We start from the raw sequence: 19,153 nt of genomic DNA on the forward strand, positions 1-19,153 counted from the left end.
TTACCTACACTTAGTTTAGGAGCTGGAATAGGTTTATTATTTGGATATTTTGCTTATGAGATTTACAGTAATAAAAAGGAGAGTTATTTATAGTTATCCATCCTAGTGAATTATAAGTTTTTCTGGAATAAAGATCAGTGCTCGTTCTTCATTATTCATCTTACTCTTAAGATTGTAAGAATCTTATAGGGAAAATTTTTTAAAAGACTATTTGAATTTAAATGTCTTGCAATATTTATCTTGTTTGCCTTGGTGCTTTAAGTTAAGCTTAGAGTAATTAAATGAATTTGCAGGGGGACACGTTTGTGTTGAGAAGGTTAAGCCTGACCCTTAGAACCTGACCATTAATATGGACGTAGGGAGCAAAGTACACTATCATCAATATGTACTTATTCGGCTCCGCGTATTTTTTACGTGGGGCCTTTCTTTTGCAAATACTTTAATTGCGGGGGGACACATTGTGTTGAGAAGGTTAAAACCTGACCCTTAGAACCTGACAGTTAACACTGGCGTAGGGAGCAATCATGGGTGTAGTCTACACTTTTTGGCGTCTCTACTATTGGAGACGCTTTTTTTTGCGCTTACGTCCACCAATTAAGGAGGACAAAGAATGGAATTTTGTGAAAAAGTTAGACAGGAAACGTTATTTTATTGGGAGGCTAGTTTTAACCATCCATTTGTGCAAGGTATTGCAGATGGCAGTTTACCGTTTGAAAAGTTCAAGTTTTATATGTTACAGGATGCGTATTATTTGAAGCATTACACAAAAGTACTAGCTTTAGCAGCTGCAAAGGCAACAAATGACGAGGACATTCAGTACTTTTTAAACACGGCGAGATTTATTCATGAAGCAGAGCTTGAGCTTCACCGTACAACTTTTCAAGAATTAGGTGTAACAGCCGAAGAAATGGAAAATTTTGAGGTCGCACCAGCTGCTTATAATTATGTGAGTCATATGTACAATGCTGTACATAATGGTGATGTAGCAGAAGCATTTGCAGCCATGTTACCTTGCCCGTGGCTCTATCAAGAAATTGGCCAAAAGCTTAAGTATGCTCGTCCGAATGTACAGCTGTATGAGCAATGGATTGCATTATATGCATCTGACGAAATGCTTCAATCAATCGAAAAGCAAAAGTCGATGTTAAATCGTTTTGCAAGGGAACAGCCAAAGAAACAAAAGGTTCTAAAGGCACATTTTGAAAAAAGCTGTTATTACGAGTGGATGTTTTGGGAAATGCCATGGACGATGCAAACTTGGACACAAGGGGTGTATATGAATGAGCCTACAAAAAATTAATCTACAAAAACCTTTAGTGCATTGTATTACCAACTATGTTGTAGCCAATTTTACAGCAAATGGTTTACTCGCAATTGGTGCTTCACCTGTGATGGCCGATGCAGTGGAGGAAGCAGCCGAAATGGCTTCTAAATCGAATGCACTTTTACTCAATATCGGGACATTAAATACGCGAACTGTTGAAGCGATGAAGCTTGCAGGACGAATAGCTAACGAAAAGAACATTGCTGTCGTGTTGGATCCAGTTGGTGCAGGGGCTACGAATTTTCGATTACAAGCAACAATGGATTTATTACAACAACTTAAAATTAATTTAATTCGTTGTAATGTAGGAGAACTTGCGGCCATCGCAGGTGTTTCTTGGTTAGCGAAAGGCGTCGATAGTGGCGTTGGTGAACTTGACGTGGCTGAAACGGCCATGCAAGTTGCAAACAAATATAACTGTCTTGTGATTGTGACAGGTGTGCAAGATGTGATTACAGATGGTAACAGATTAGAATGGATCGTTGGTGGCCATGAAAAGGTAACGAAAATGACAGGAAGTGGCTGTCTACTAAGTGCCCTTTGTGCAGCTGAACTCGCAAGCTGTGAAAACGCATTTGAAGATCTTACGAATCTACTTCGTGATTATAAGCAAGTAAGCTTAAATGCGTATTCAACAATTGGGACATTCCATGTAAATTTTCTAAATCAACTTGAATATTTAGCGGAGGGACATCAATGATTACATTAACGATAGCAGGTTCAGATAGTGGAGGCGGAGCAGGCATTCAGGCGGATATAAAAACGTTTCAAGAGCTTGGTGTATTTGGTACAAGTGTTATTACTGCTTTAACAGCCCAGAACACATTAGGTGTACATGGCATTTTTCCAACAACTGTACAATTTGTAGAAGCACAATTGAAGGCGGTCCTTGAAGATTTTGATGTGAAAGCTATTAAAACAGGCATGTTATTTAATGCAGAGATTATTGAGTGTGTCGCTGTTACACTTAAAAATATAGGCTTACCTCTTATCGTTGACCCAGTGATGATTGCGAAGGGCGGTGCGAGCTTGCTTCAACAAGAGGCGATACAAGCTCTTAAAAATAAACTGCTACCGATTGCAACTGTTTGCACACCGAATATACCAGAAGCCGAGGTCATAAGTGGTCGAGCTATTCATACGGAACAAGAATTATTTCTAGCTGCGCAGGATATTCTCTCTCTCGGTGTACAATGTGTGGTTATGAAAGGTGGTCATTTAGCTGGTGACAAGGCGGTTGATGTTGTGTTTATAAAAGGGGAGATTCCTTTTGTCTTAGAGACGAATCGATTTGAAACAAAACACACGCACGGAACAGGCTGTACATTTTCTGCAGCATTAACAGCAGAAATAGCAAAAGGAAAATCCTTGCAAGAAGCCGTTTTGGAAGCGAAAAAATTTGTCCAGCTAGCGATTAGCAACCCATTAAATATTGGGCATGGCTTTGGTCCAACGAATCATTTTGCCTATCGTCAGTTTGGAAGGAAGTGTGATGTGTATGTCGCTGAGTCTCGATAAATATTTTATTATGGGTACGATTAATTGTCAGCGTGATCCATTAGTTGTCCTAGAAGCGGCACTACAAGCCGGTATTACGATATTTCAATTAAGAGAAAAGGGTGAAAATGCACTTACTGGGGATGCCTATGTACAATTTGCACGTAAATGCCAAAAATTATGTCACGATTACAAAGTGCCATTTCTAATAAATGACGATGTAGAGCTTGCTTTAAAGCTTGATGCTGATGGGATTCATGTTGGTCAGGATGATTTAAATATTGAAATGTTTCGTAAGCGTGCAGCAAATAAAATAATCGGTGTTTCGGTGCATACAATGGAGGAACTGGAGAAGGCAATTTTAAATGGTGCAAATTATGTTGGGGTTGGACCCATTTTTGAAACATCATCAAAAAAAGATGCAAAACCACCAGCAGGGGTTGCATTTTTAAGGAAAGCGAGAACTAATTATCCGAACGTCCCCATTGTAGCTATTGGTGGTATTTCACCATCAAATAGTAGCATCGTACGTGAAGCAGGGGCTGATGGTGTTGCAGTTATTTCTGCCATTAGTTTAAGTGAAGATATTTGGAAGACTGTTAGAGAAATTTAAAGTGAATTTTCGATGTTAATGCAAATATAATTTTTTTAGAAATCTATAACTTCATTAAATTGGCTAGGTTCTTGCTATAATTGACCCTAGCTTTTTTATATTTGTCTTCCATACACCATCATAAAATTTAAAGAGTAAATATTATTATTTTTAAAAGTAATTAAATATTGCGTTTAAACGTAAAATAAATTACTGTTAAAAGTAACTAGGGAGGATGGTTATGGATAATATTAGATTGAACGTAACTTTATTAAGAAAAAAAGTTCCAAATTTAACGACTGCCGCAAAGAATATTGGGATTCGACCAGCAACTGTATCTAATTTATGTACTGGAAAAATCGATTTAGGAAAAGCAGAGGTCAGGACACTTGTGGGTCTTGCGGCGCTCGCAAATTGTACAGTGGATGAATTAATCATACGAGGGGAGCAACAGAAAATGATTGAGACGCAAATCAAAACGTTAGACTTTTTTGCACCATTAGTAAAAGGTGGTACAACTGGAATAGTAGCACGACCGGGTATGGGGCAGCTTGTAATTGTTGCTGAGCTAATGCATCGTTTTAAGGAAAGCGATTTCACAACAGTTTTCTTATTACCTACGACTGAACATAATGAGTTAGAAGGAACAACGGAATTAGCAGACTATGTCACGACATCGATTGATGAAACGCTTGCGAAACTTTCGGCGTTACAAGAGGAAGTTATTTTTATTACAGATAAGAGCTATGTGGTATCGGGAGAACTTTGGGATTTACAGGAGAAATTAGTAGCTGAAGGGGTCAATAACATTACTACTATCTTATTAGACCTGTCGGGTGAGGTAGTAGATGAAGATATGCCTTATGGACCTTTAGAAACAGTTTGGCAACTGGATGCAGATTTAGCAATACGCCACCTATTTCCAGCACTTCATCCAATCTATTCAACATCATCGATCGTCGAAGGAGTTGATTTAGACCAACATCACTTTAAGTTGAGACAGCGGGCGCAAAAACTACTTCGTCGCTATAGAGAATTACGATCTTTAGTGGCTGTTCACGGAGTCAATAAAATTCCAGCTGTTGAGTTGGAAACATATGAACGAGGAGAAAGATTAGAGGCATATTTCACACAACCTTTATTTGTAGCAGAAGCTTATTCCGGAAAAGAAGGAAAATCCGTATCGATGTCCCAAACATTAATAGATGTCGAGTCCATTTTAGATGGCAAAAATGATCAATGCTCTGTAGAAGATTTAACATACACTGGTAGTTTAGCGTTATAAAGAATATAGGAGTGGTGATGTAAATGTTAGAAAAAATAACAGATAGAATTTATTATATGTTGCCTAGTAATGAAACAGGCAGACCATTGATAGGTCTTGTGATAGGTGATAACTATTGTTTAGTTGTTGATTCGGGAAATTCACCGAAGCATGCAAATGAATTCAAACTGGAAATAGAAAAAATGAATTTGCCACCAGTGAAATACTTGGTTTTAACCCATCACCACTGTGATCATACTTTTGGTTTGAACGAATGGGATGTAGTTTCAATTGCAAATCAGAAAACAAGTGATTATATAAATGTGTATCGAGATATTAAATACGATAATCATTCATTAGAATTAGCAAAAGAAATGGGCATCCTGAATGACTTTTTAGTTGGTAGTATTAAAGATGAAATTCCAGACAGAGAGAAATTTTCTCCTAAAAATGTTGATATCTCTTTTGAGGGACAACTGAAAATTGACTTGGGAGGAATAACGTGTGAGCTACGCCAAATTGTAAGTCCTCATACAGATGATTCAACGATTTTATATATACCTGAAGAAAAAACTTTATTTCTAGGCGATTGCGTCTATGGACAAAGAATTGATGGATATAACCATTTTGATGATAAATTAATGTTTCCGATGATTCAAATATTGGAAGAGTATGAGTCCGAATATTATGTGTGTTCGCATGAGCCTGTTTGCAGTAAGGATGAAATAGTGGATTTTTGGGAGCAAGTAAATATTGGTTTTGTTATTGCTAATAAATGCTCCAGTTTAGAAGAGGGATTAGTAGAGTACAAAAATCAGTTTGATAAAGAACCTACAAATAATGCAGTGTTTTTTATGAAAAGCTTTGGGCTTAGATAAGAAGAAATTTTTCACCTACTTTTAATAAGAAATAAGGGGAATAATGTGAAATCAATAGAAGCACCTATACGCTGGAATTTGAACAATATATATAACGAAAAGAAATCAATAGAAAACCAATTGGATACTATAAAAAAAACTCTTCACGAATTGGAGTCAATTGACGTACTTTTAGAAGAAAAAATAGAACTATCTGCACTTTCTGAAGTAATTAAAGATATTGAAACAGCAGAGTCATTTTATTATTGCTTAACCTCGGAAGAAATAAATTCTTCAAGTCTAGCCACACTTGGTTTAACCATTACTTCTTTGAAATCGAGAATTCGTATTATTGTTGCAAAATTGGACCAAAAAGACAACTTTTCTGGTGAAAGTGATAAAACTAGAGTATCAAGCTTTGCTAGGGAAACATTAAAAGGTTATGAGGACATATACACGCAGGTTAGACAAAACATTAGAATTAAAGTTAGCTTTCAGGGTGAGGAAACTGAAGTAACTTTAGGTGAAGCAATTACTATTGCGATGAAACATGAGGACGTAGTGACGAGAAAGAAGGCTTTTGAAGCTTTAAATAATTCTTTAAAAAAGCAGTCAAATATTTTTAGTTCTATTTATAATCAAATTATCGGAGTAAGATTGAACCTTTATAAAGAGGAAAATAAAAAAGACTATTTGGAAGAATCTTTAACGATGAATGGTATATCAGATGAGACACTTCAAACTATGTGGGATGTCGTGGATGATAATCTTCCAAAGCTGACAAAATTTTTAGAGGCTAAAGCAAAAGATAGTAATAAAGGAGAGATTTCATGGCATGAGTTAATGTCTTCCTCACAGGATGTACCTTACTTTATTAATTTCCCTACAGCTATAAATGGTTTAGTAAAGACACTTGAAAAATTGGATAAAAGCATGGCTGATTTTGTAATAAATGCTGTCACAACTGGATGGGTAGACGCTGAGCAACGGAGTTCTAAAGATTCTGGTGGGTTTTGTGTGCCATTTATTCGTGAAGGAGAGTCACGTATATCATTAAATTATGATAATTGTATAGATAGTGCGAGGATTCTTGCGCATGAATTAGGACACGCTTGGCATTACAAACAGATCAAGGTTGTTTCAACACTCCAATTTTTAGAAGATCGATTCGAAATGACAACAGCTGAAACTGCTTCGATTTTCTTTGAAACAGCGTTTATAAATAATATTATTCAAGAGACAAAAGACTCTACGTTAAAAAAATCCATAATTGGCTGGAAAATTGAACGTAGTCTAAATTACTTGATGGGAATAAGGGGAGCTTATTTATTTGAGAAACAAGTTTATGAAAAAAGACTAACTGGTCCTTTAACAGCAGATGAATTAGAAGAAATTTCATTGCAATCACAACAAGAGGCATATGGAAATAGTCTTAGTAATTACGATTCTTTTATTTGGATTAAGTATGTCCAATTTTATCTAACAGATAATCCTTTTTATAATTACCCATACTCATTTGGCTTTCTATTTAGTAATGGTCTTTTAGATTCATCAGAAAAAGAGAGTGAGCATTTCTCACAAAAGTTTAAAAGTTTTTTGAGTCAGACTGGTATTACCCCAATTGAGCAACTTACCAAACAATATTTTAATATTGACCTGACTAGCCCAGAATTCTGGCAGCAATCAATGCAAAGAATATTAAATGATGTGGAGCTTTATTTAGAGCTTTAATTGTCTTCATAGATCCTAGAGTCGCTTAGACGGCTCTTTTTTTATTTGAAAATAGAAAGATTGTTAAAATTAAAAGGTGTTTTTTAGTAGTATGGCGAATCATATGTAAAGTAATCGAGATATATTGGAAGAAGCTTATATAATAAAGAAAGAATTTGACTTATAAGACGAATACTACTTTTTTGGTGATAAGTTTGAAGAAAAATAGAAAGGAGTTATTCATCTTGATATATTTACTATTACTTCCACCAATCCTTGGAGTATTGTGGTTTTGAATCTTATTAAGTTAATTGAAAAAATAAGGGATAATAAAAATTATCATAACCATAATCTAAAGCTGTTTGGTGCAATTCTTACATTCTTTTTAGTATTATCAATTGTATTATCTGCTGCTCTAATAAACTGATGTTCTTGTTGCTCCTTAAAGACATTTTAGTGAACAAATCGTGCGGTTTTGAATATATCGAAGGTGAGTTGATTTCAAATGGATACGCAAATAACGACGAAACTTAAAATACTCAAGCCATCCAATGAAGTATTTGAAGCAATAGTAGACCCGGAAAAGATGGCTAATTATTGGTTTTCTTCTGGATCGGGAAGAATGGAACAAGATAAGAGAATTACTTGGAGATATGATGAATACAACGCAGAAGTAGAAATTCGTGTATTGAAAGTCATAGAAAATCAAAGACTCGTTTTTTCATGGGGAGAAGATGACGAAGAAACGGTTGTTACAATTACAATAAATGAATTAGATCATGTAAGCACCTTGATTGAAGTAAATGAATCTGGTTTAAAAGAAGATGACCCTGAAATAGTTAACAAAATGATAGGACAAAAAGAAGGATGGGTATATGTATTAACTTGCTTAAAAGCCTATTTGGAAAATGGTGTGAACAGTTTAAGGGCATCGTTGATTCATTAAGCAAGTAGTCATTTATTTGAATATTAAAGAGCTACTTCGGTAGCTCTTTTTTGATTTGAAAATAAAAAGAAAGTTCAAATGAGAAGGGATTCTTTAGTAGGATGTCGAAATTGTTAAAGTAAGTATTTGGATTAAAAGGGAGTTGGAATATGGTTAACGTTTTGTTTTTCGCACATCCTCAATATGCCGATTTTGAAATAGCACATACTTTATTTTTTTTGAAGAAATTAGGGCAAGCAAAAGTAACGACGGTATCCGTTAATGGAAAATCAGTTGAAAGCGTTGGTGGATTAACGACAAAAGTAGAAGTTTCTTTGCATGATGTAAATTTAGAGGCGTATGATTTGCTACTAATACCAGGTGGGGATGGAATTGACGAATTAGTAGAAGAGGATATCATATCTACTATATTAAATCGTGCTATTAGCTTACAAATTCCAATAGCTTCGATTTGTGGATCAGCCGTTTTATTGGCAAAAGCAGGAATTGTTAATAATAAAAAGATTACGTGTAATGCAGGTACATTTGAGAGAAATAGTCAGTTTTTTAGTGAATGTACGTATACGGGAAATGATGTTGAAGTGGAGCAAGGATTTATTACCGCAAAAGGTACTGCTTTTCCAGAATTCACAGTAGAGACGTGTAAACTACTTGGGTTGCTAAAAGACGATGAGCAAGTGGAATCGGTATTAAAATTTTGTAGAGGACAAAGTGCTTAAGTTATCAGATGATTTTTGAAAAAAATGTGAGCTGTCTATTCAGCTCTTTTTTAGTACATAGAAGGAGAATCAAATAAATGAAAAGAGTAAATGTAGTGTATGTCCTGCTCATAGATGAGCTTGGACAAAATGTATTAATGGTGAAAAATAAAGGTACAGGGCTATCTTACTATACACTTCCAGGTGGAGCAGTGGAAAATGACGAAACACTTGAAGAAGCTGCTATTCGGGAAGTGAAGGAGGAAACAGGATTAGATGTGCAAGTAGATGGCATTTTTTCAGTAGGTGAAGCATTTTTTGAAGAAAGAGGACACCATGCAATTTTCTTTACATTTGTAGGGAAAATAATCGGTGGAGAGATAAATATTTCATTACCAGAAGAAATTGAGGAAGTTACCTGGATGGATTTGGTGCAAGCAGAGAAACACGTACATATTGCAAGTGGATTTGAAGGTTTGATCAAGAGCGGAAATATGGTTCCGTATATTCTTAGAAGTAGGGCGTCAATTGAGATTGGAGAAGTGGAAAAGTAAATGACTATTGAAATTGTACCAACAAAAGAACAGGTTAATACTTGGATAAATGCATTCGTTCCTGATAAAGACTTGTTTTTTATAGAAGAAACACAATTGATGGGTTTTGAAGATTATTTAAAAGAAGTTTTAGTCATGCCTACAGAAGAATTTTTTAATCATTCATCCTATAATCAAATCCAACTTGTAAATAGTTATGAATATTGGAATATATCGAGTAAAGCAAACTATATTATTGTGGCACCCGCTAGTTGGCTAACAAATTTACCTGTGGAAAAGAGGAAAGAGCTTTTAACTATTCAAGTAAAGGTAGGTAGAGGTTTGATTTTTTCAAGCTCATTATTTTCTTCTGCTATTGGAATTCCAAAAGAATACATTGTAGTAGAAAACGAAGAAGAGTTTGTTGTTATTCAATATAATATGTGGAACAACCTTCCATACACAATAAAAGAAAATGTTATGAAAGCATATGCAGCTCTTTGGGATAATTGGACATGTTGTAAAGTACCAGAACAAACGCCTTTACATATAAGGAAATATGCGAATCAATTTTCTATAGTGTCAGGTAGTAACTGTTTGTCTGCAACATTATTTGCAGTAACAGTACAAGATTGGATAATTTCTGAATGGGTACATCCAAAGACGTTTAAAAGTGGACTAGAAAGGGCGAATTATTTTTTCATAAATGATGAAATAATGGAAGGCGATGTTATTGTTTGGATAGATACAAACGAAGTAATTCAACATGCTTCCTATCATATAGGGGATAATCTTTTCTTTAATAAAAATGGACAAACTTTTTTTAATCCGTGGAAAGTTACTCATTGGGATGAAATAAAAGATAAATGGAATCAATATGATATGCAAGTCTATCGTAAAAAGGAGAGAGACTCTTGAAAAGTATTTTAAATATAGTTACCGCTATTGCTTTTAGCGCCATTGGATTAATTATTTTTGGAGGAATTGTTGCTGCTGTAGGTTATGAAGGTGCTTTCCTTTTACTTGGAATTATTTTCATCATTTTATTAACAGTCATCATTAATTTATTGATTAAAATAAAAGACAACTTAGAAAAGTTAAATCGGTAGTTATATAGGGGTGAATTACGATGATTTTAGAGGATGCTGTTGAGGCAATCGTATATAGTCTTAAACAGGACAAAAAAGTACAGGCGATTTTTTTGAAAGGGTCCATGGGGAGAGGCGAACAAGATGAACATTCGGATATCGATCTGTATTGCTTAGTGAATGAAGAAGATAAAGAGGATTTTCTGCAATGCAGGCTTCAACATTTAAAGGCTTATAACAACTTACTTTTTTATGATGATATTTTCATCGTCGCTCCACAAATTCTCGCTGTGTATGAGAATTTAGTACATGTGGATTTGTTTACAGTAACGGAACATACATATGTCGAAAAGGATTTTTTGAAAGTCCTTTATGACCCGATGGACAAATTAAAGAAGTATTTGCATACGCAAAACTTACAATTATCCGAAGAAGAGTTTCAGGATGCAGTAGATGATATTGTGTGGTTTTTATTCCAATATAAAAAATCATCGGCTCGAGGCAATGATATATGGTCAGTTAGTATGCTCCATCAAGTAATGAGCCATCTAGCAAAAGTACTCCTGCACCGATATAGCCCAAATCGAGCACAATTGGGATTGAAGACAATAGAGTCATCTATTCCAAAAGAAATCGTCCAAGACATTACGTATATCTTGGAGCATATAACACCTTCAAATCATAAGTATGCTGCCGGGCTTATAAGTAAATTGCTACAAAAGGAAGCAGAGTGGGTTTTCACTAAGGCCATAAATCCACAAAAAATTAAGCCTTTTTGGGATCGAATTGTTCCATCATTTTATCAATCAAAACGTAAAGAGTGATTCTAATGAAAGTTCATATAAACAGCAGAATGGTATATTTAATAGCTATTATAATCACTATCGTTCTAGGTTTAGCCTCTAGGAAACTGCCTTTTTTGCCGTTATTTGTAGAGCAACATGCTGGTGATGTGCTATGGGCAATGATGGTCTATTTTGGATTCCGTTTTTTATTTGTGCGAAAGAGCATGCTAACGGCTGTTTTGTTTAGCTTTTTGTTTAGCTTTAGTATTGAAATAAGTCAGTTATACCAAGAGGATTGGATAAATCAGATTCGTGGGACGTTGCTTGGATCTTTGATTCTAGGCAAAGGTTTCCTTCCTATCGATTTAGTCCGATATTCTGTAGGAATTATGATTGGAGCAGCATTAGATAAATGGAGGGATTAGATGGATTACGAGTTACTGAAAGATAGAGTAGCAATGATTGCTGCTAGAATTCAAGAAATAGGTGGAGAAGTGCAAGAGGTTGTCATAGGTGAACCAGCTTTACTCGAAAAAATAATTCAAACTGAGGAACAACTTGGGCTCAAACTTCCTGAAAGTTTTAGAAAGGTTCTCCTGGAGTTTTCTGGGGACTTCAGCCTACGATGGTTTTTACCAGATGATATGGAGCAACCAAATGAATTTAGCGGGATTTTCTGCGGTACACCACATTGGAACCTAGAGCGGTTTCCACAGCTTGAACAAGGGAAGATGGAGTGGATTGACAATGTTTTTCCAAACGATAAGGATGAATACGATGTTGTATGGCATAATACATTAGCTTTTTGTGAAGTGCCTAATGGTGATTATTTAGCATTTGATATGAATACTGGTAACGATGCTTCTATAGTCTATCTTAGCCATGATGATGGAGAAGGGCATGGATATAAGATTGCAAATAACTTTATAGAGTTACTTGAGAATTGGTCAAGAGTGGCTTTTGTAGGGTGCGAGGATTGGCAATGGTTACCTTTCACAACAAGTTCCGAAAGTGGAATTAATGCAGATGGAGATGCTGCAAAAAGGTTTAGAACATGGATAGGATTAGATATTTAATAACTGAAATGGAGATTAAGAAAATGACACCACCAAAACATATACTTTCAGCTGCAACTATTGTACTTAATGATCAAAATGAAATTTTATTGATTAAAGGACCACGAAGAGGATGGGAAATGCCTGGAGGGCAAGTGGAAGAAGGAGAATCACTCAAGGATGCTGCAATTAGGGAAACAAAAGAAGAATCGGGAATAGATATCGAAATAACAAAATTTTGTGGCGTATTTCAAAATGTGAATGATTCAATTTGTAATACATTATTTTTGGCTACGCCGATTGGAGGAGAGCCGACAACTAGTGCTGAGAGTCTGGAAGTAGGTTATTTTCCTATTGAAACAGCATTAGAAATGATTACTTGGAAAAATTTTAGGGAAAGAATTGAGTATTGCTTAAATGACAAAATGCATCCATTTTATATTGCATTTTAACGGAGGCTAATGTAATCAAAAAAGCCGACGTGATTGCCGGCCAAAATTAGCGATGATTCATGAAATATAAAAACCATACTGCATGATTTTGTTCGTCAGCTGATGCTTGTGTAAATGCATCTTTAATAAAAGGATTATGTGTACTTCTTGCTATTTCGTGATAGAAATCTACTGTTTCTTGTTCATCGTGGAAAGCAGCAAGTATACCTAGTATATAGTCTTCAGGGCAATCGTTTGTCATCTGAGGAGTTGGTTGTAGCCTTGTTAATGACAAATATAAATGAGCAAAAGCTTCATAGTGTCTAATTTCATCGTTTCTTATTTCTAAAATCCGACTTTTTATTTGTTCGTTTGGAGCTTGGTTTGCTAATTGCTCATAACAATAAATCGCTTTGTATTCGCCATTTATAGCCTTAGTAAGATCTGTAATTAGTTTTGCATCAGAGGATGGGTTATTCAAATTAATTTCACCTCTTTTGGATAATGTATGAAGTCATCATGTTAAATGAAACATGTCCATCATAGTAGGGAAGGGGTTGATCTTTATGAAAACTAAAGTCAATTATCCATTTATCTATTTTTTATTGGAACCTAATGTTGTGCTTGTTTATCGCGTTGAAACACTAAAATATGTAACGGTATCGGACTTTAATGATGGTAACAAGTGCGAGGCATTCGAAATCAATCATCCAGACGATTTTGAAACGTTCGAGTACAAGGAAAGACAGTCAGTTGAGGGGAGAACATTCTTTCTCAACGAGGATGGTATGAACAAGATAGTGGAGGAAATAAATAAACAGATTCAAAAAATCTTGCATGAACAATCCAGGAGAAATGAATTTGGCCCAGTTCATATCGTTACTTCAGAATCCGCCGCAGGTTTGCTAAATGCGGGAGTTGAAAGACCAAGAAATGTAATAGCATATCCAGACTCTTTCTCAATTGGACCGTTGTGGATCTTACATGAAAAAACTGGACAAAGCTTCCGCAAAGAATGGCTATTTGAAAATATTAATGATAAGCAAGATGAATATGGAGATAAATGTATAAATACATTGCGTGAAATGGAGGATATTGGGGACCATGTACCAATTTATATTTGGTACGGTAATAATGCGGATGAGCAAGTAGGTCTACGTTACTTTCTCTACATAATGCGAGATAAGACAAATGATATTTTTCTTATTAACTCTACTGAACTATATGAGAAATCTAGTGCTACCGAAGAAAAGCAATCTATTTTTCATACAAGTCAAATGGATTCAGAAATGGTAAGACAGTTTTTTGCGAATAACAAAGAGTATGAACTATTAACTGATGAGAAGCGTATTCAATTTCAAAGGGAATGGGAAAAGTTGTCCGAAACGAAAGAAGTACTACGTTTATGGATAGATGACGAACTAAGAGGTTTACCAGAAAACCACTATGATTTACTCATTATCGAAACGCTTGAAAAAATGCATCATGAGCAAGGAATGAAAGATTTTATCAAGGCTGGAAGTGTGATTGGTGAAGTATTTACAAAAATGAACTCGTATTTAAATTACTATTTTTTAGAGTTTCGGGTGCGGCATTTAATATACAGTGGGGTACTTGAACTTAAAGGAATACCTAAATCAGAATGGCATTATAGTGTAAAACTTCGCTGATTAAGGCCTTATCGTTTTCATACTGAGCTAAATGGAGAGAACAAACAATAATATTGGAGGAAATGAATGATGGTGAATTCTACACTAGAAAATATAATGGAGTTAACAGATAGTGCACAGTGGTTAGAAGCTTTTCCTATTATGAAGCAATTACGAACTGATTTAACGGAAGAAACCTATTTAGAATTACTTCGAGATATGAGTAAAGAGGGATACAAGTTATACGCAATGTATGTTGAAGATGAAATAGTAGCATTAGCTGGTTTAAGTTGGAGGGTAAATTTTTATAACAAACGTCATATCTTTATTTATGATTTAGTAACTGATGAGTCTCATCGTTCGTTTGGGTATGGAGAAAAGTTGTTAAAACATATACATGACTGGGCTAAGGATAATGGTGCAGAGTATGTTGCTTTAGAGTCTGGTGTACAAAGAACAGAAGCACATCGATTTTATGAAGAGAAATTAGAATATGATAAATGGTGTTACTCATTCAGAAAAACATTGTAAATGGATTAAGAACTTTCAAATTTAAGGAGAGGTAAATTTGCGAAGAAAATTGTTCTCGATTCTTGCCGTTGCTTTTATTTTTTTACATATTTAATGGTCAGCTTTAATACATCAAAGTGGGGATCTAAAGTAGTAGATTATCTTTATGATATCAGTATTGCTACCCCATTTATTTTAGGTGGCTTAGGTTTATTGGCAGCTATTCTAGGTGTTAAAGGGAATATTAGGAAAATCTTTGTTGTGATAATTGTGGTGATGATGATATATTTCCTTATACCATTCATAATGAGTTTTGGATTCAATGAACCGTAAGATAGCTTGCGGGTGAAAATTAGGAGGTTTTTATGGGGTTTTCTGAGATAGCAGTTACGCTTTTAGTTTATGGTGGACTCATTACATTTTTTTTAGTCCCTTTTCCAAAAAAGGTGAACTCAAGAAATCAGCAACAAAGTCAAATAGCTTACTCAACAGTTTTAAAGGATAGTTTCATTCAAACGATCTTTCATAAGAAAGCAATATTTGCTTTTATCTTACTAAGTTTTGCGTTATTTAGTATTTGGGGAGGATATGCTCAGGCGGAATATCATATTAATTCTCATAGCGGTTATCCTCCAATAAGTACAAATCAAAAAGCGATTACTTCTATTTGCAGTGTATTTGTATATACAATTGTGATTTATTTGGTAATCGTATTGGTGAAAACGCAAAAAATAGTAAAAAATGCACGACATTAACATAAGCTAAATGAATAGCTTTAGTTACCTTTCAGCTCAGAACTCCAAGGTGTCTCTTTTCCAATATCTACGTTCAACTCTTGGCTTTTTAAACCTATTTTCTCAGCGTAATAATCCAACATTCCAAAAACTGTAAAACGATGAAAGTTTCCGTTGAAAAATTGTGGTTCATTTCGTCTATTTGGGTCTATATTCCAAAGAGGTACAGTAACTCTTGCTGTATTATCGTTAAATTCATTTATAGGAACATTGAAGTTGATATTCTCGTTATACCCATTTGCGACTGTTATGACAGTAACTTCCCCCATATTTAACTTTGGAAATTTAGGGTCTTTGGGAACTGTAACAGGTATTTTTGCTTCTCCTTTAGAATTTGTTAATTCTGTTCCGATGATCGCACCAACTGAATTTATTACTATAATTCGTGCGTTACTAATTGGTGTATCATTTTCATCAAAAACTGTTGTTACTTTAGCTGTTAATATTGCAGATACTGTGTTTTCATTTGTCTCTGCAAAAGCTGATAAGGACGGAAAGAAAAAAGAGACAATTAAAAATATAAATAGACTTTTTTGAACCAAGAATTCCACAACCTTTATTTTTTATCGTTTGTATTATTTGATCTAATACCCAATGTATACATGTCTTTTTAATTGCAATAACCTGCCGATTGGAAAAGTAGAAAGAACACAGAAAGGGCTAATTTTCTTTTTGTCGAATTTAATAAAAGAACTTGAAATAAAGGAGAACAAAAATATGGATAATAAATATCAAAAATTGATTTCATGGGTTGAAGATATAAAGGAACGAAATCACTGCTCCGCATCGGCATTACTTATACTACAGAATGATGAATTAGTGTTAGAGCATTACAGTGGTAGCCATTCTAATACCGAAAATTCATTGCCTATTGGTCAATCCTCACAATTTAATGTTGCATCAGCGAGAAAAAGTTATTTAGGATTAGCTGTTGCATATGCAATTCATGAGGGTAAAATCAGGAGTCTTGATGATTATGCAGTAAACTATTTTGAAGAATTCGATAAAAAATTACTCGATAAAACGACCATTAGAAATTTAATTACGCATTCTCATGGTTTAAATGAGGATGACAATGGAACGGTTTATAGAGAATTTCAACCAGGTCAAGGATGGGCATACAGAGGGATTAATGTGACAATGATGACGCAACTAGTCAAACGATTATACAACCAAAGTGTCGCTGAATTGTTACGTGAAAGAATTTTTTTACCACTTGGTTATAAGGAAACGGCATGGCAAACAGAAGAGAATGACAAATTAGTAAAAGTAATTATAGATCCTAACGAAGAGGCATCATTTAATCTAGGTAGGTCAAACGATGGGAGCGAATCGAACCTTCACGTTTCTGCAAGAGAATTTGCATATTGGGGCAATCTTCATCTTAGAAATGGAAATATAAATGGGAAACAAATTGTTCCAAAAGAAGTAATTGAAATTGCAACACAAGTTCTAAGTCCTAAGTATGATAATAAAGATTTTCCGTTAAACGGTGCATTTTGGTATGTTCAAGGAACTCCATCATTAAGAAGTGAGATTGGCGAAAGAGTGCCCAAAGGATCTTTTCAAATAATTGGCGTAACAGGTGCAACTTTATTAGTAATTCCTGAATATAATATTGTTGTTTCAAAGATGTATAACAAGAGATATAACTATGAAGAAATCGATGGAAATGACTATCTCTATTATTTAAGAGAATTTAGTAACATAGTAGCTGATACTTTCTCTAACTAACTTTTGTTGAACTGAGATTAAGGGCAGACTAGTACAAGAAGTTGATAAAATGAATAACAAAAGGAGGAGAAATAGAATGAAGTTTTATGTTGCATCTAGTCTTAATAATATTGAAAATGTTAGATTTATTAGTGAAAAACTAAAAAGTAAGGGATTCATCCATACATATGATTGGACTCAAAATGAAAGAATTTCAACCATTAACGAACTAAAAGAAGTAGGTCAAAAAGAGAAAGATGCGATAATCGAGGCAGACTTTATAGTAGTTTTATTACCAGCTGGAAAAGGAAGTCATATTGAATTTGGAATTGCATTAGGTCAAGGTAAAAAGATATATCTTTATTCGCTAATTGAAGAAGTTAACAACTTTGAAACAACGAGCACTTTTTATCATCTACCTGAAGTTGAAAAATGTATTGGAACTATTGAAGAATTAATTGATATTATTTCTTTAAATTCTAAGTTTGTTGAACACAAAGGGAGAATAAAATGAATTGGTGAAACTACTTGTATAAAACGCAAATATATTTAATCACTATTAACATTCCTCAATATTGCGATTATTAAATCTAGTTTATTATTATAGAGCGTGTGTAAATAAACCTCATCCAAAAGATGAAAAGGGGAATAAAATGAAAGTTTTTATAACAGGTGGAACGGGATATATCGGGACCGTTTAAGTAAATGTAGCAAAAGATTTAGGGTATGATGTGACAGTTTTGACCCGCTCAGAAGAGAAGGCTCGCCAATTGCAGAATGAGGGAATGCAAACAATAGTTGGAGATTTACTTGTGGATGGAAAGTGGCAGCAATTTATCAATGAAGTTGATGCAGTCATTCATTTAGCAGCACCGCCAACTTGGGGTAAGAAGGTAACGAAGAAAGTCGCGCAGAAATATGCAGCCGGACATGTGGAGATGACGAAAAGATTATTCGAGGCAATAGATCCATAAACTTTAAAGAAAGTGATTTATGTAGGAGGGACAAGCTATTTTGGTGATGCGGGCAATGGTGTTTCGCAAGATGAACATTACCGTAGTGAACCAAAAGGATGGGGACCGTATATTGCAGGTTCGATTGACTTGGCAAAGCAATACGGAGAGCAAGGATATCCGGTTACAATTGTGTATCCGACACAAATTTACGGGCCAACATCGTGGATGGAACAGCTCTATCTACGACCGCTTTATGAGAAGAAGCCAGTTACAGGGTTAAAAGGCTATGACGCGTATTTCAGCCCAATACATATTGAGGATTGTAGTCGTGCTTGTTTACATTTGATTGAACATGGAAAAGTCGGCGGAAATTATATTTTATCCGATAACCTGCAGCTACCATCGAGTGAATTTCGGCAGGAGATTGAGCGGTTGATGGATGTCCAAGATGCTAAAATTCGTCTCGTACCGCGTTTTTTATGTCAGCTAGCACTAGGTCCTGTATTAACAGAATATGCAACAGCCAATACGAACTTTTCTAATAAAAAACTACTGGATACGGGCTTTCAATTGAAATATCCTGATTACAAACAAGGCTTACCGAATGTTGTCCAGACTTGGTTAGCCAAACAATCATAAGCAATCTTCATTTTCGATAAAAAATAGTTTAAATAACTCCTAGATTATGTATCTGTTTTCGGATATAATCTAAGAGTTTTTCTGTAGTTTTGTATAATATATACATCTACTT

23 protein-coding genes, 1 pseudogene and 2 riboswitches are annotated in these 19,153 nt (G+C 34.9%); of the genes and pseudogenes, 22 read left to right on the forward strand and 2 right to left on the reverse strand.

Annotated features, from left to right (window positions below; translation table 11 throughout):
- Positions 1-281: 281 nt before the first annotated feature.
- A riboswitch (TPP riboswitch) is annotated at positions 282-379 on the forward strand.
- Positions 380-437: 58 nt separating this feature from the next.
- Positions 438-535, forward strand: a riboswitch (TPP riboswitch).
- Positions 536-610: 75 nt separating this feature from the next.
- The 16 genes from tenA to RUH95_RS18735 all read left to right on the forward strand — a co-directional run bounded on the left by tenA (position 611) and on the right by RUH95_RS18735 (position 12,801).
- Positions 611-1,300 (forward strand): thiaminase II, encoded by a 690-nt coding sequence (tenA, locus tag RUH95_RS18660; RefSeq protein ID WP_313894413.1) that lies wholly within the window; start codon positions 611-613, stop codon positions 1,298-1,300.
- Positions 1,281-2,024 carry a hydroxyethylthiazole kinase gene (gene thiM, locus RUH95_RS18665; RefSeq protein WP_313894414.1) on the forward strand — a complete coding sequence of 248 codons (744 nt, stop codon included), beginning with the start codon at positions 1,281-1,283 and terminating at the stop codon, positions 2,022-2,024. The genes tenA and thiM overlap by 20 nt, the downstream gene beginning before the upstream one ends.
- Positions 2,021-2,842: a bifunctional hydroxymethylpyrimidine kinase/phosphomethylpyrimidine kinase gene (gene thiD / locus RUH95_RS18670; RefSeq protein WP_313894415.1), complete on the forward strand. Its 822-nt coding sequence runs from the start codon at positions 2,021-2,023 to the stop codon at positions 2,840-2,842. The genes thiM and thiD overlap by 4 nt, the downstream gene beginning before the upstream one ends.
- A complete protein-coding gene (gene thiE / locus RUH95_RS18675; protein WP_313894416.1) occupies positions 2,817-3,434 on the forward strand; it encodes a thiamine phosphate synthase in 618 nt (205 codons plus the stop codon). The genes thiD and thiE overlap by 26 nt, the downstream gene beginning before the upstream one ends.
- Before the next feature lie 220 nt (positions 3,435-3,654).
- On the forward strand, positions 3,655-4,698 hold the full coding sequence (locus RUH95_RS18680) for a hypothetical protein (RefSeq protein ID WP_313894417.1): 1,044 nt from the start codon (positions 3,655-3,657) through the stop codon (positions 4,696-4,698).
- Between the two features lie 23 nt (positions 4,699-4,721).
- Positions 4,722-5,555, forward strand: coding sequence for an MBL fold metallo-hydrolase (locus RUH95_RS18685; protein ID WP_313894418.1), 834 nt, complete (start codon positions 4,722-4,724; stop codon positions 5,553-5,555).
- Between the two features lie 45 nt (positions 5,556-5,600).
- Positions 5,601-7,265: a M3 family metallopeptidase gene (locus RUH95_RS18690; protein WP_313894419.1), complete on the forward strand. Its 1,665-nt coding sequence runs from the start codon at positions 5,601-5,603 to the stop codon at positions 7,263-7,265.
- A gap of 484 nt (positions 7,266-7,749) precedes the next feature.
- Positions 7,750-8,190, forward strand: coding sequence for an SRPBCC family protein (locus RUH95_RS18695; RefSeq protein WP_313894420.1), 441 nt, complete (start codon positions 7,750-7,752; stop codon positions 8,188-8,190).
- A gap of 149 nt (positions 8,191-8,339) precedes the next feature.
- Complete coding sequence (locus RUH95_RS18700; protein ID WP_313894421.1) at positions 8,340-8,909, forward strand: DJ-1/PfpI family protein; 570 nt, start codon at positions 8,340-8,342, stop codon at positions 8,907-8,909.
- Positions 8,910-8,986: 77 nt separating this feature from the next.
- The gene (locus tag RUH95_RS18705) at positions 8,987-9,442 is read left to right on the forward strand and encodes an NUDIX hydrolase (RefSeq protein ID WP_313894422.1); all 456 of its coding nucleotides are present in this window, start codon (positions 8,987-8,989) and stop codon (positions 9,440-9,442) included.
- On the forward strand, positions 9,443-10,339 hold the full coding sequence (locus RUH95_RS18710; protein ID WP_313894423.1) for a hypothetical protein: 897 nt from the start codon (positions 9,443-9,445) through the stop codon (positions 10,337-10,339). It begins immediately after the preceding gene.
- Positions 10,336-10,530 carry a hypothetical protein gene (locus RUH95_RS18715; protein WP_313894424.1) on the forward strand — a complete coding sequence of 65 codons (195 nt, stop codon included), beginning with the start codon at positions 10,336-10,338 and terminating at the stop codon, positions 10,528-10,530. Before RUH95_RS18710 ends, RUH95_RS18715 begins: the two co-directional genes overlap by 4 nt.
- 20 nt (positions 10,531-10,550) lie before the next feature.
- Positions 10,551-11,333 (forward strand): nucleotidyltransferase domain-containing protein, encoded by a 783-nt coding sequence (locus RUH95_RS18720; protein WP_313894425.1) that lies wholly within the window; start codon positions 10,551-10,553, stop codon positions 11,331-11,333.
- A 5-nt stretch (positions 11,334-11,338) separates the two neighbouring features.
- Positions 11,339-11,719 carry a ribosomal maturation YjgA family protein gene (locus tag RUH95_RS18725; protein WP_313894426.1) on the forward strand — a complete coding sequence of 127 codons (381 nt, stop codon included), beginning with the start codon at positions 11,339-11,341 and terminating at the stop codon, positions 11,717-11,719.
- A complete protein-coding gene (locus RUH95_RS18730; RefSeq protein WP_313894427.1) occupies positions 11,720-12,370 on the forward strand; it encodes an SMI1/KNR4 family protein in 651 nt (216 codons plus the stop codon).
- A gap of 23 nt (positions 12,371-12,393) precedes the next feature.
- Complete coding sequence (locus RUH95_RS18735; RefSeq protein WP_313894428.1) at positions 12,394-12,801, forward strand: NUDIX hydrolase; 408 nt, start codon at positions 12,394-12,396, stop codon at positions 12,799-12,801.
- Between the two features lie 46 nt (positions 12,802-12,847).
- Here the strand turns inward: RUH95_RS18735 and RUH95_RS18740 are convergent, their stop codons facing one another.
- A complete protein-coding gene (locus tag RUH95_RS18740; protein ID WP_397469526.1) occupies positions 12,848-13,261 on the reverse strand; it encodes a ferritin family protein in 414 nt (137 codons plus the stop codon).
- 85 nt (positions 13,262-13,346) lie between these two features.
- Between RUH95_RS18740 and RUH95_RS18745 the strand changes: the two genes are divergently transcribed.
- The 3 genes from RUH95_RS18745 to RUH95_RS18755 all read left to right on the forward strand — a co-directional run bounded on the left by RUH95_RS18745 (position 13,347) and on the right by RUH95_RS18755 (position 15,694).
- On the forward strand, positions 13,347-14,450 hold the full coding sequence (locus RUH95_RS18745) for a DUF1835 domain-containing protein (RefSeq protein WP_313894429.1): 1,104 nt from the start codon (positions 13,347-13,349) through the stop codon (positions 14,448-14,450).
- 66 nt (positions 14,451-14,516) lie between these two features.
- Positions 14,517-14,960, forward strand: coding sequence for a GNAT family N-acetyltransferase (locus RUH95_RS18750; RefSeq protein ID WP_313894430.1), 444 nt, complete (start codon positions 14,517-14,519; stop codon positions 14,958-14,960).
- Between the two features lie 344 nt (positions 14,961-15,304).
- A complete protein-coding gene (locus RUH95_RS18755) occupies positions 15,305-15,694 on the forward strand; it encodes a hypothetical protein (RefSeq protein WP_313894431.1) in 390 nt (129 codons plus the stop codon).
- A gap of 20 nt (positions 15,695-15,714) precedes the next feature.
- On the opposite strand, the gene RUH95_RS18760 is transcribed toward RUH95_RS18755, so the two are convergent.
- A complete protein-coding gene (locus RUH95_RS18760; protein ID WP_313894432.1) occupies positions 15,715-16,275 on the reverse strand; it encodes a carboxypeptidase-like regulatory domain-containing protein in 561 nt (186 codons plus the stop codon).
- A gap of 175 nt (positions 16,276-16,450) precedes the next feature.
- On the opposite strand from RUH95_RS18760, the gene RUH95_RS18765 reads away from it, so the two are divergent.
- The 3 genes and pseudogenes from RUH95_RS18765 to RUH95_RS18780 form a co-directional block, all read left to right on the forward strand.
- Positions 16,451-17,467: a serine hydrolase domain-containing protein gene (locus tag RUH95_RS18765; RefSeq protein ID WP_313894433.1), complete on the forward strand. Its 1,017-nt coding sequence runs from the start codon at positions 16,451-16,453 to the stop codon at positions 17,465-17,467.
- Positions 17,468-17,543: 76 nt separating this feature from the next.
- The gene (locus RUH95_RS18770) at positions 17,544-17,960 is read left to right on the forward strand and encodes a group-specific protein (RefSeq protein WP_313894434.1); all 417 of its coding nucleotides are present in this window, start codon (positions 17,544-17,546) and stop codon (positions 17,958-17,960) included.
- Between the two features lie 205 nt (positions 17,961-18,165).
- A pseudogene (locus RUH95_RS18780) lies at positions 18,166-19,041 on the forward strand (NAD-dependent epimerase/dehydratase family protein); the annotation flags it as partial.
- Positions 19,042-19,153 lie beyond the last annotated feature (112 nt).

The sequence above is a fragment of the Psychrobacillus sp. genome (assembly GCF_032154225.1).
Classification (GTDB): Bacteria; Bacillota; Bacilli; order Bacillales_A; family Planococcaceae; genus Psychrobacillus.

Coding starts and splice junctions, on each gene's coding strand:
- tenA (WP_313894413.1), top strand. CDS start 611: ATGGAATTTTGTGAAAAAGTTAGACAGGAAACGTTATTTTATTGGGAG.
- thiM (WP_313894414.1), top strand. CDS start 1,281: ATGAGCCTACAAAAAATTAATCTACAAAAACCTTTAGTGCATTGTATT.
- thiD (WP_313894415.1), top strand. CDS start 2,021: ATGATTACATTAACGATAGCAGGTTCAGATAGTGGAGGCGGAGCAGGC.
- thiE (WP_313894416.1), top strand. CDS start 2,817: ATGTGTATGTCGCTGAGTCTCGATAAATATTTTATTATGGGTACGATT.
- RUH95_RS18680 (WP_313894417.1), top strand. CDS start 3,655: ATGGATAATATTAGATTGAACGTAACTTTATTAAGAAAAAAAGTTCCA.
- RUH95_RS18685 (WP_313894418.1), top strand. CDS start 4,722: ATGTTAGAAAAAATAACAGATAGAATTTATTATATGTTGCCTAGTAAT.
- RUH95_RS18695 (WP_313894420.1), top strand. CDS start 7,750: ATGGATACGCAAATAACGACGAAACTTAAAATACTCAAGCCATCCAAT.
- RUH95_RS18700 (WP_313894421.1), top strand. CDS start 8,340: ATGGTTAACGTTTTGTTTTTCGCACATCCTCAATATGCCGATTTTGAA.
- RUH95_RS18705 (WP_313894422.1), top strand. CDS start 8,987: ATGAAAAGAGTAAATGTAGTGTATGTCCTGCTCATAGATGAGCTTGGA.
- RUH95_RS18710 (WP_313894423.1), top strand. CDS start 9,443: ATGACTATTGAAATTGTACCAACAAAAGAACAGGTTAATACTTGGATA.
- RUH95_RS18720 (WP_313894425.1), top strand. CDS start 10,551: ATGATTTTAGAGGATGCTGTTGAGGCAATCGTATATAGTCTTAAACAG.
- RUH95_RS18725 (WP_313894426.1), top strand. CDS start 11,339: ATGAAAGTTCATATAAACAGCAGAATGGTATATTTAATAGCTATTATA.
- RUH95_RS18730 (WP_313894427.1), top strand. CDS start 11,720: ATGGATTACGAGTTACTGAAAGATAGAGTAGCAATGATTGCTGCTAGA.
- RUH95_RS18735 (WP_313894428.1), top strand. CDS start 12,394: ATGACACCACCAAAACATATACTTTCAGCTGCAACTATTGTACTTAAT.
- RUH95_RS18745 (WP_313894429.1), top strand. CDS start 13,347: ATGAAAACTAAAGTCAATTATCCATTTATCTATTTTTTATTGGAACCT.
- RUH95_RS18750 (WP_313894430.1), top strand. CDS start 14,517: ATGATGGTGAATTCTACACTAGAAAATATAATGGAGTTAACAGATAGT.
- RUH95_RS18755 (WP_313894431.1), top strand. CDS start 15,305: ATGGGGTTTTCTGAGATAGCAGTTACGCTTTTAGTTTATGGTGGACTC.
- RUH95_RS18765 (WP_313894433.1), top strand. CDS start 16,451: ATGGATAATAAATATCAAAAATTGATTTCATGGGTTGAAGATATAAAG.
- RUH95_RS18770 (WP_313894434.1), top strand. CDS start 17,544: ATGAAGTTTTATGTTGCATCTAGTCTTAATAATATTGAAAATGTTAGA.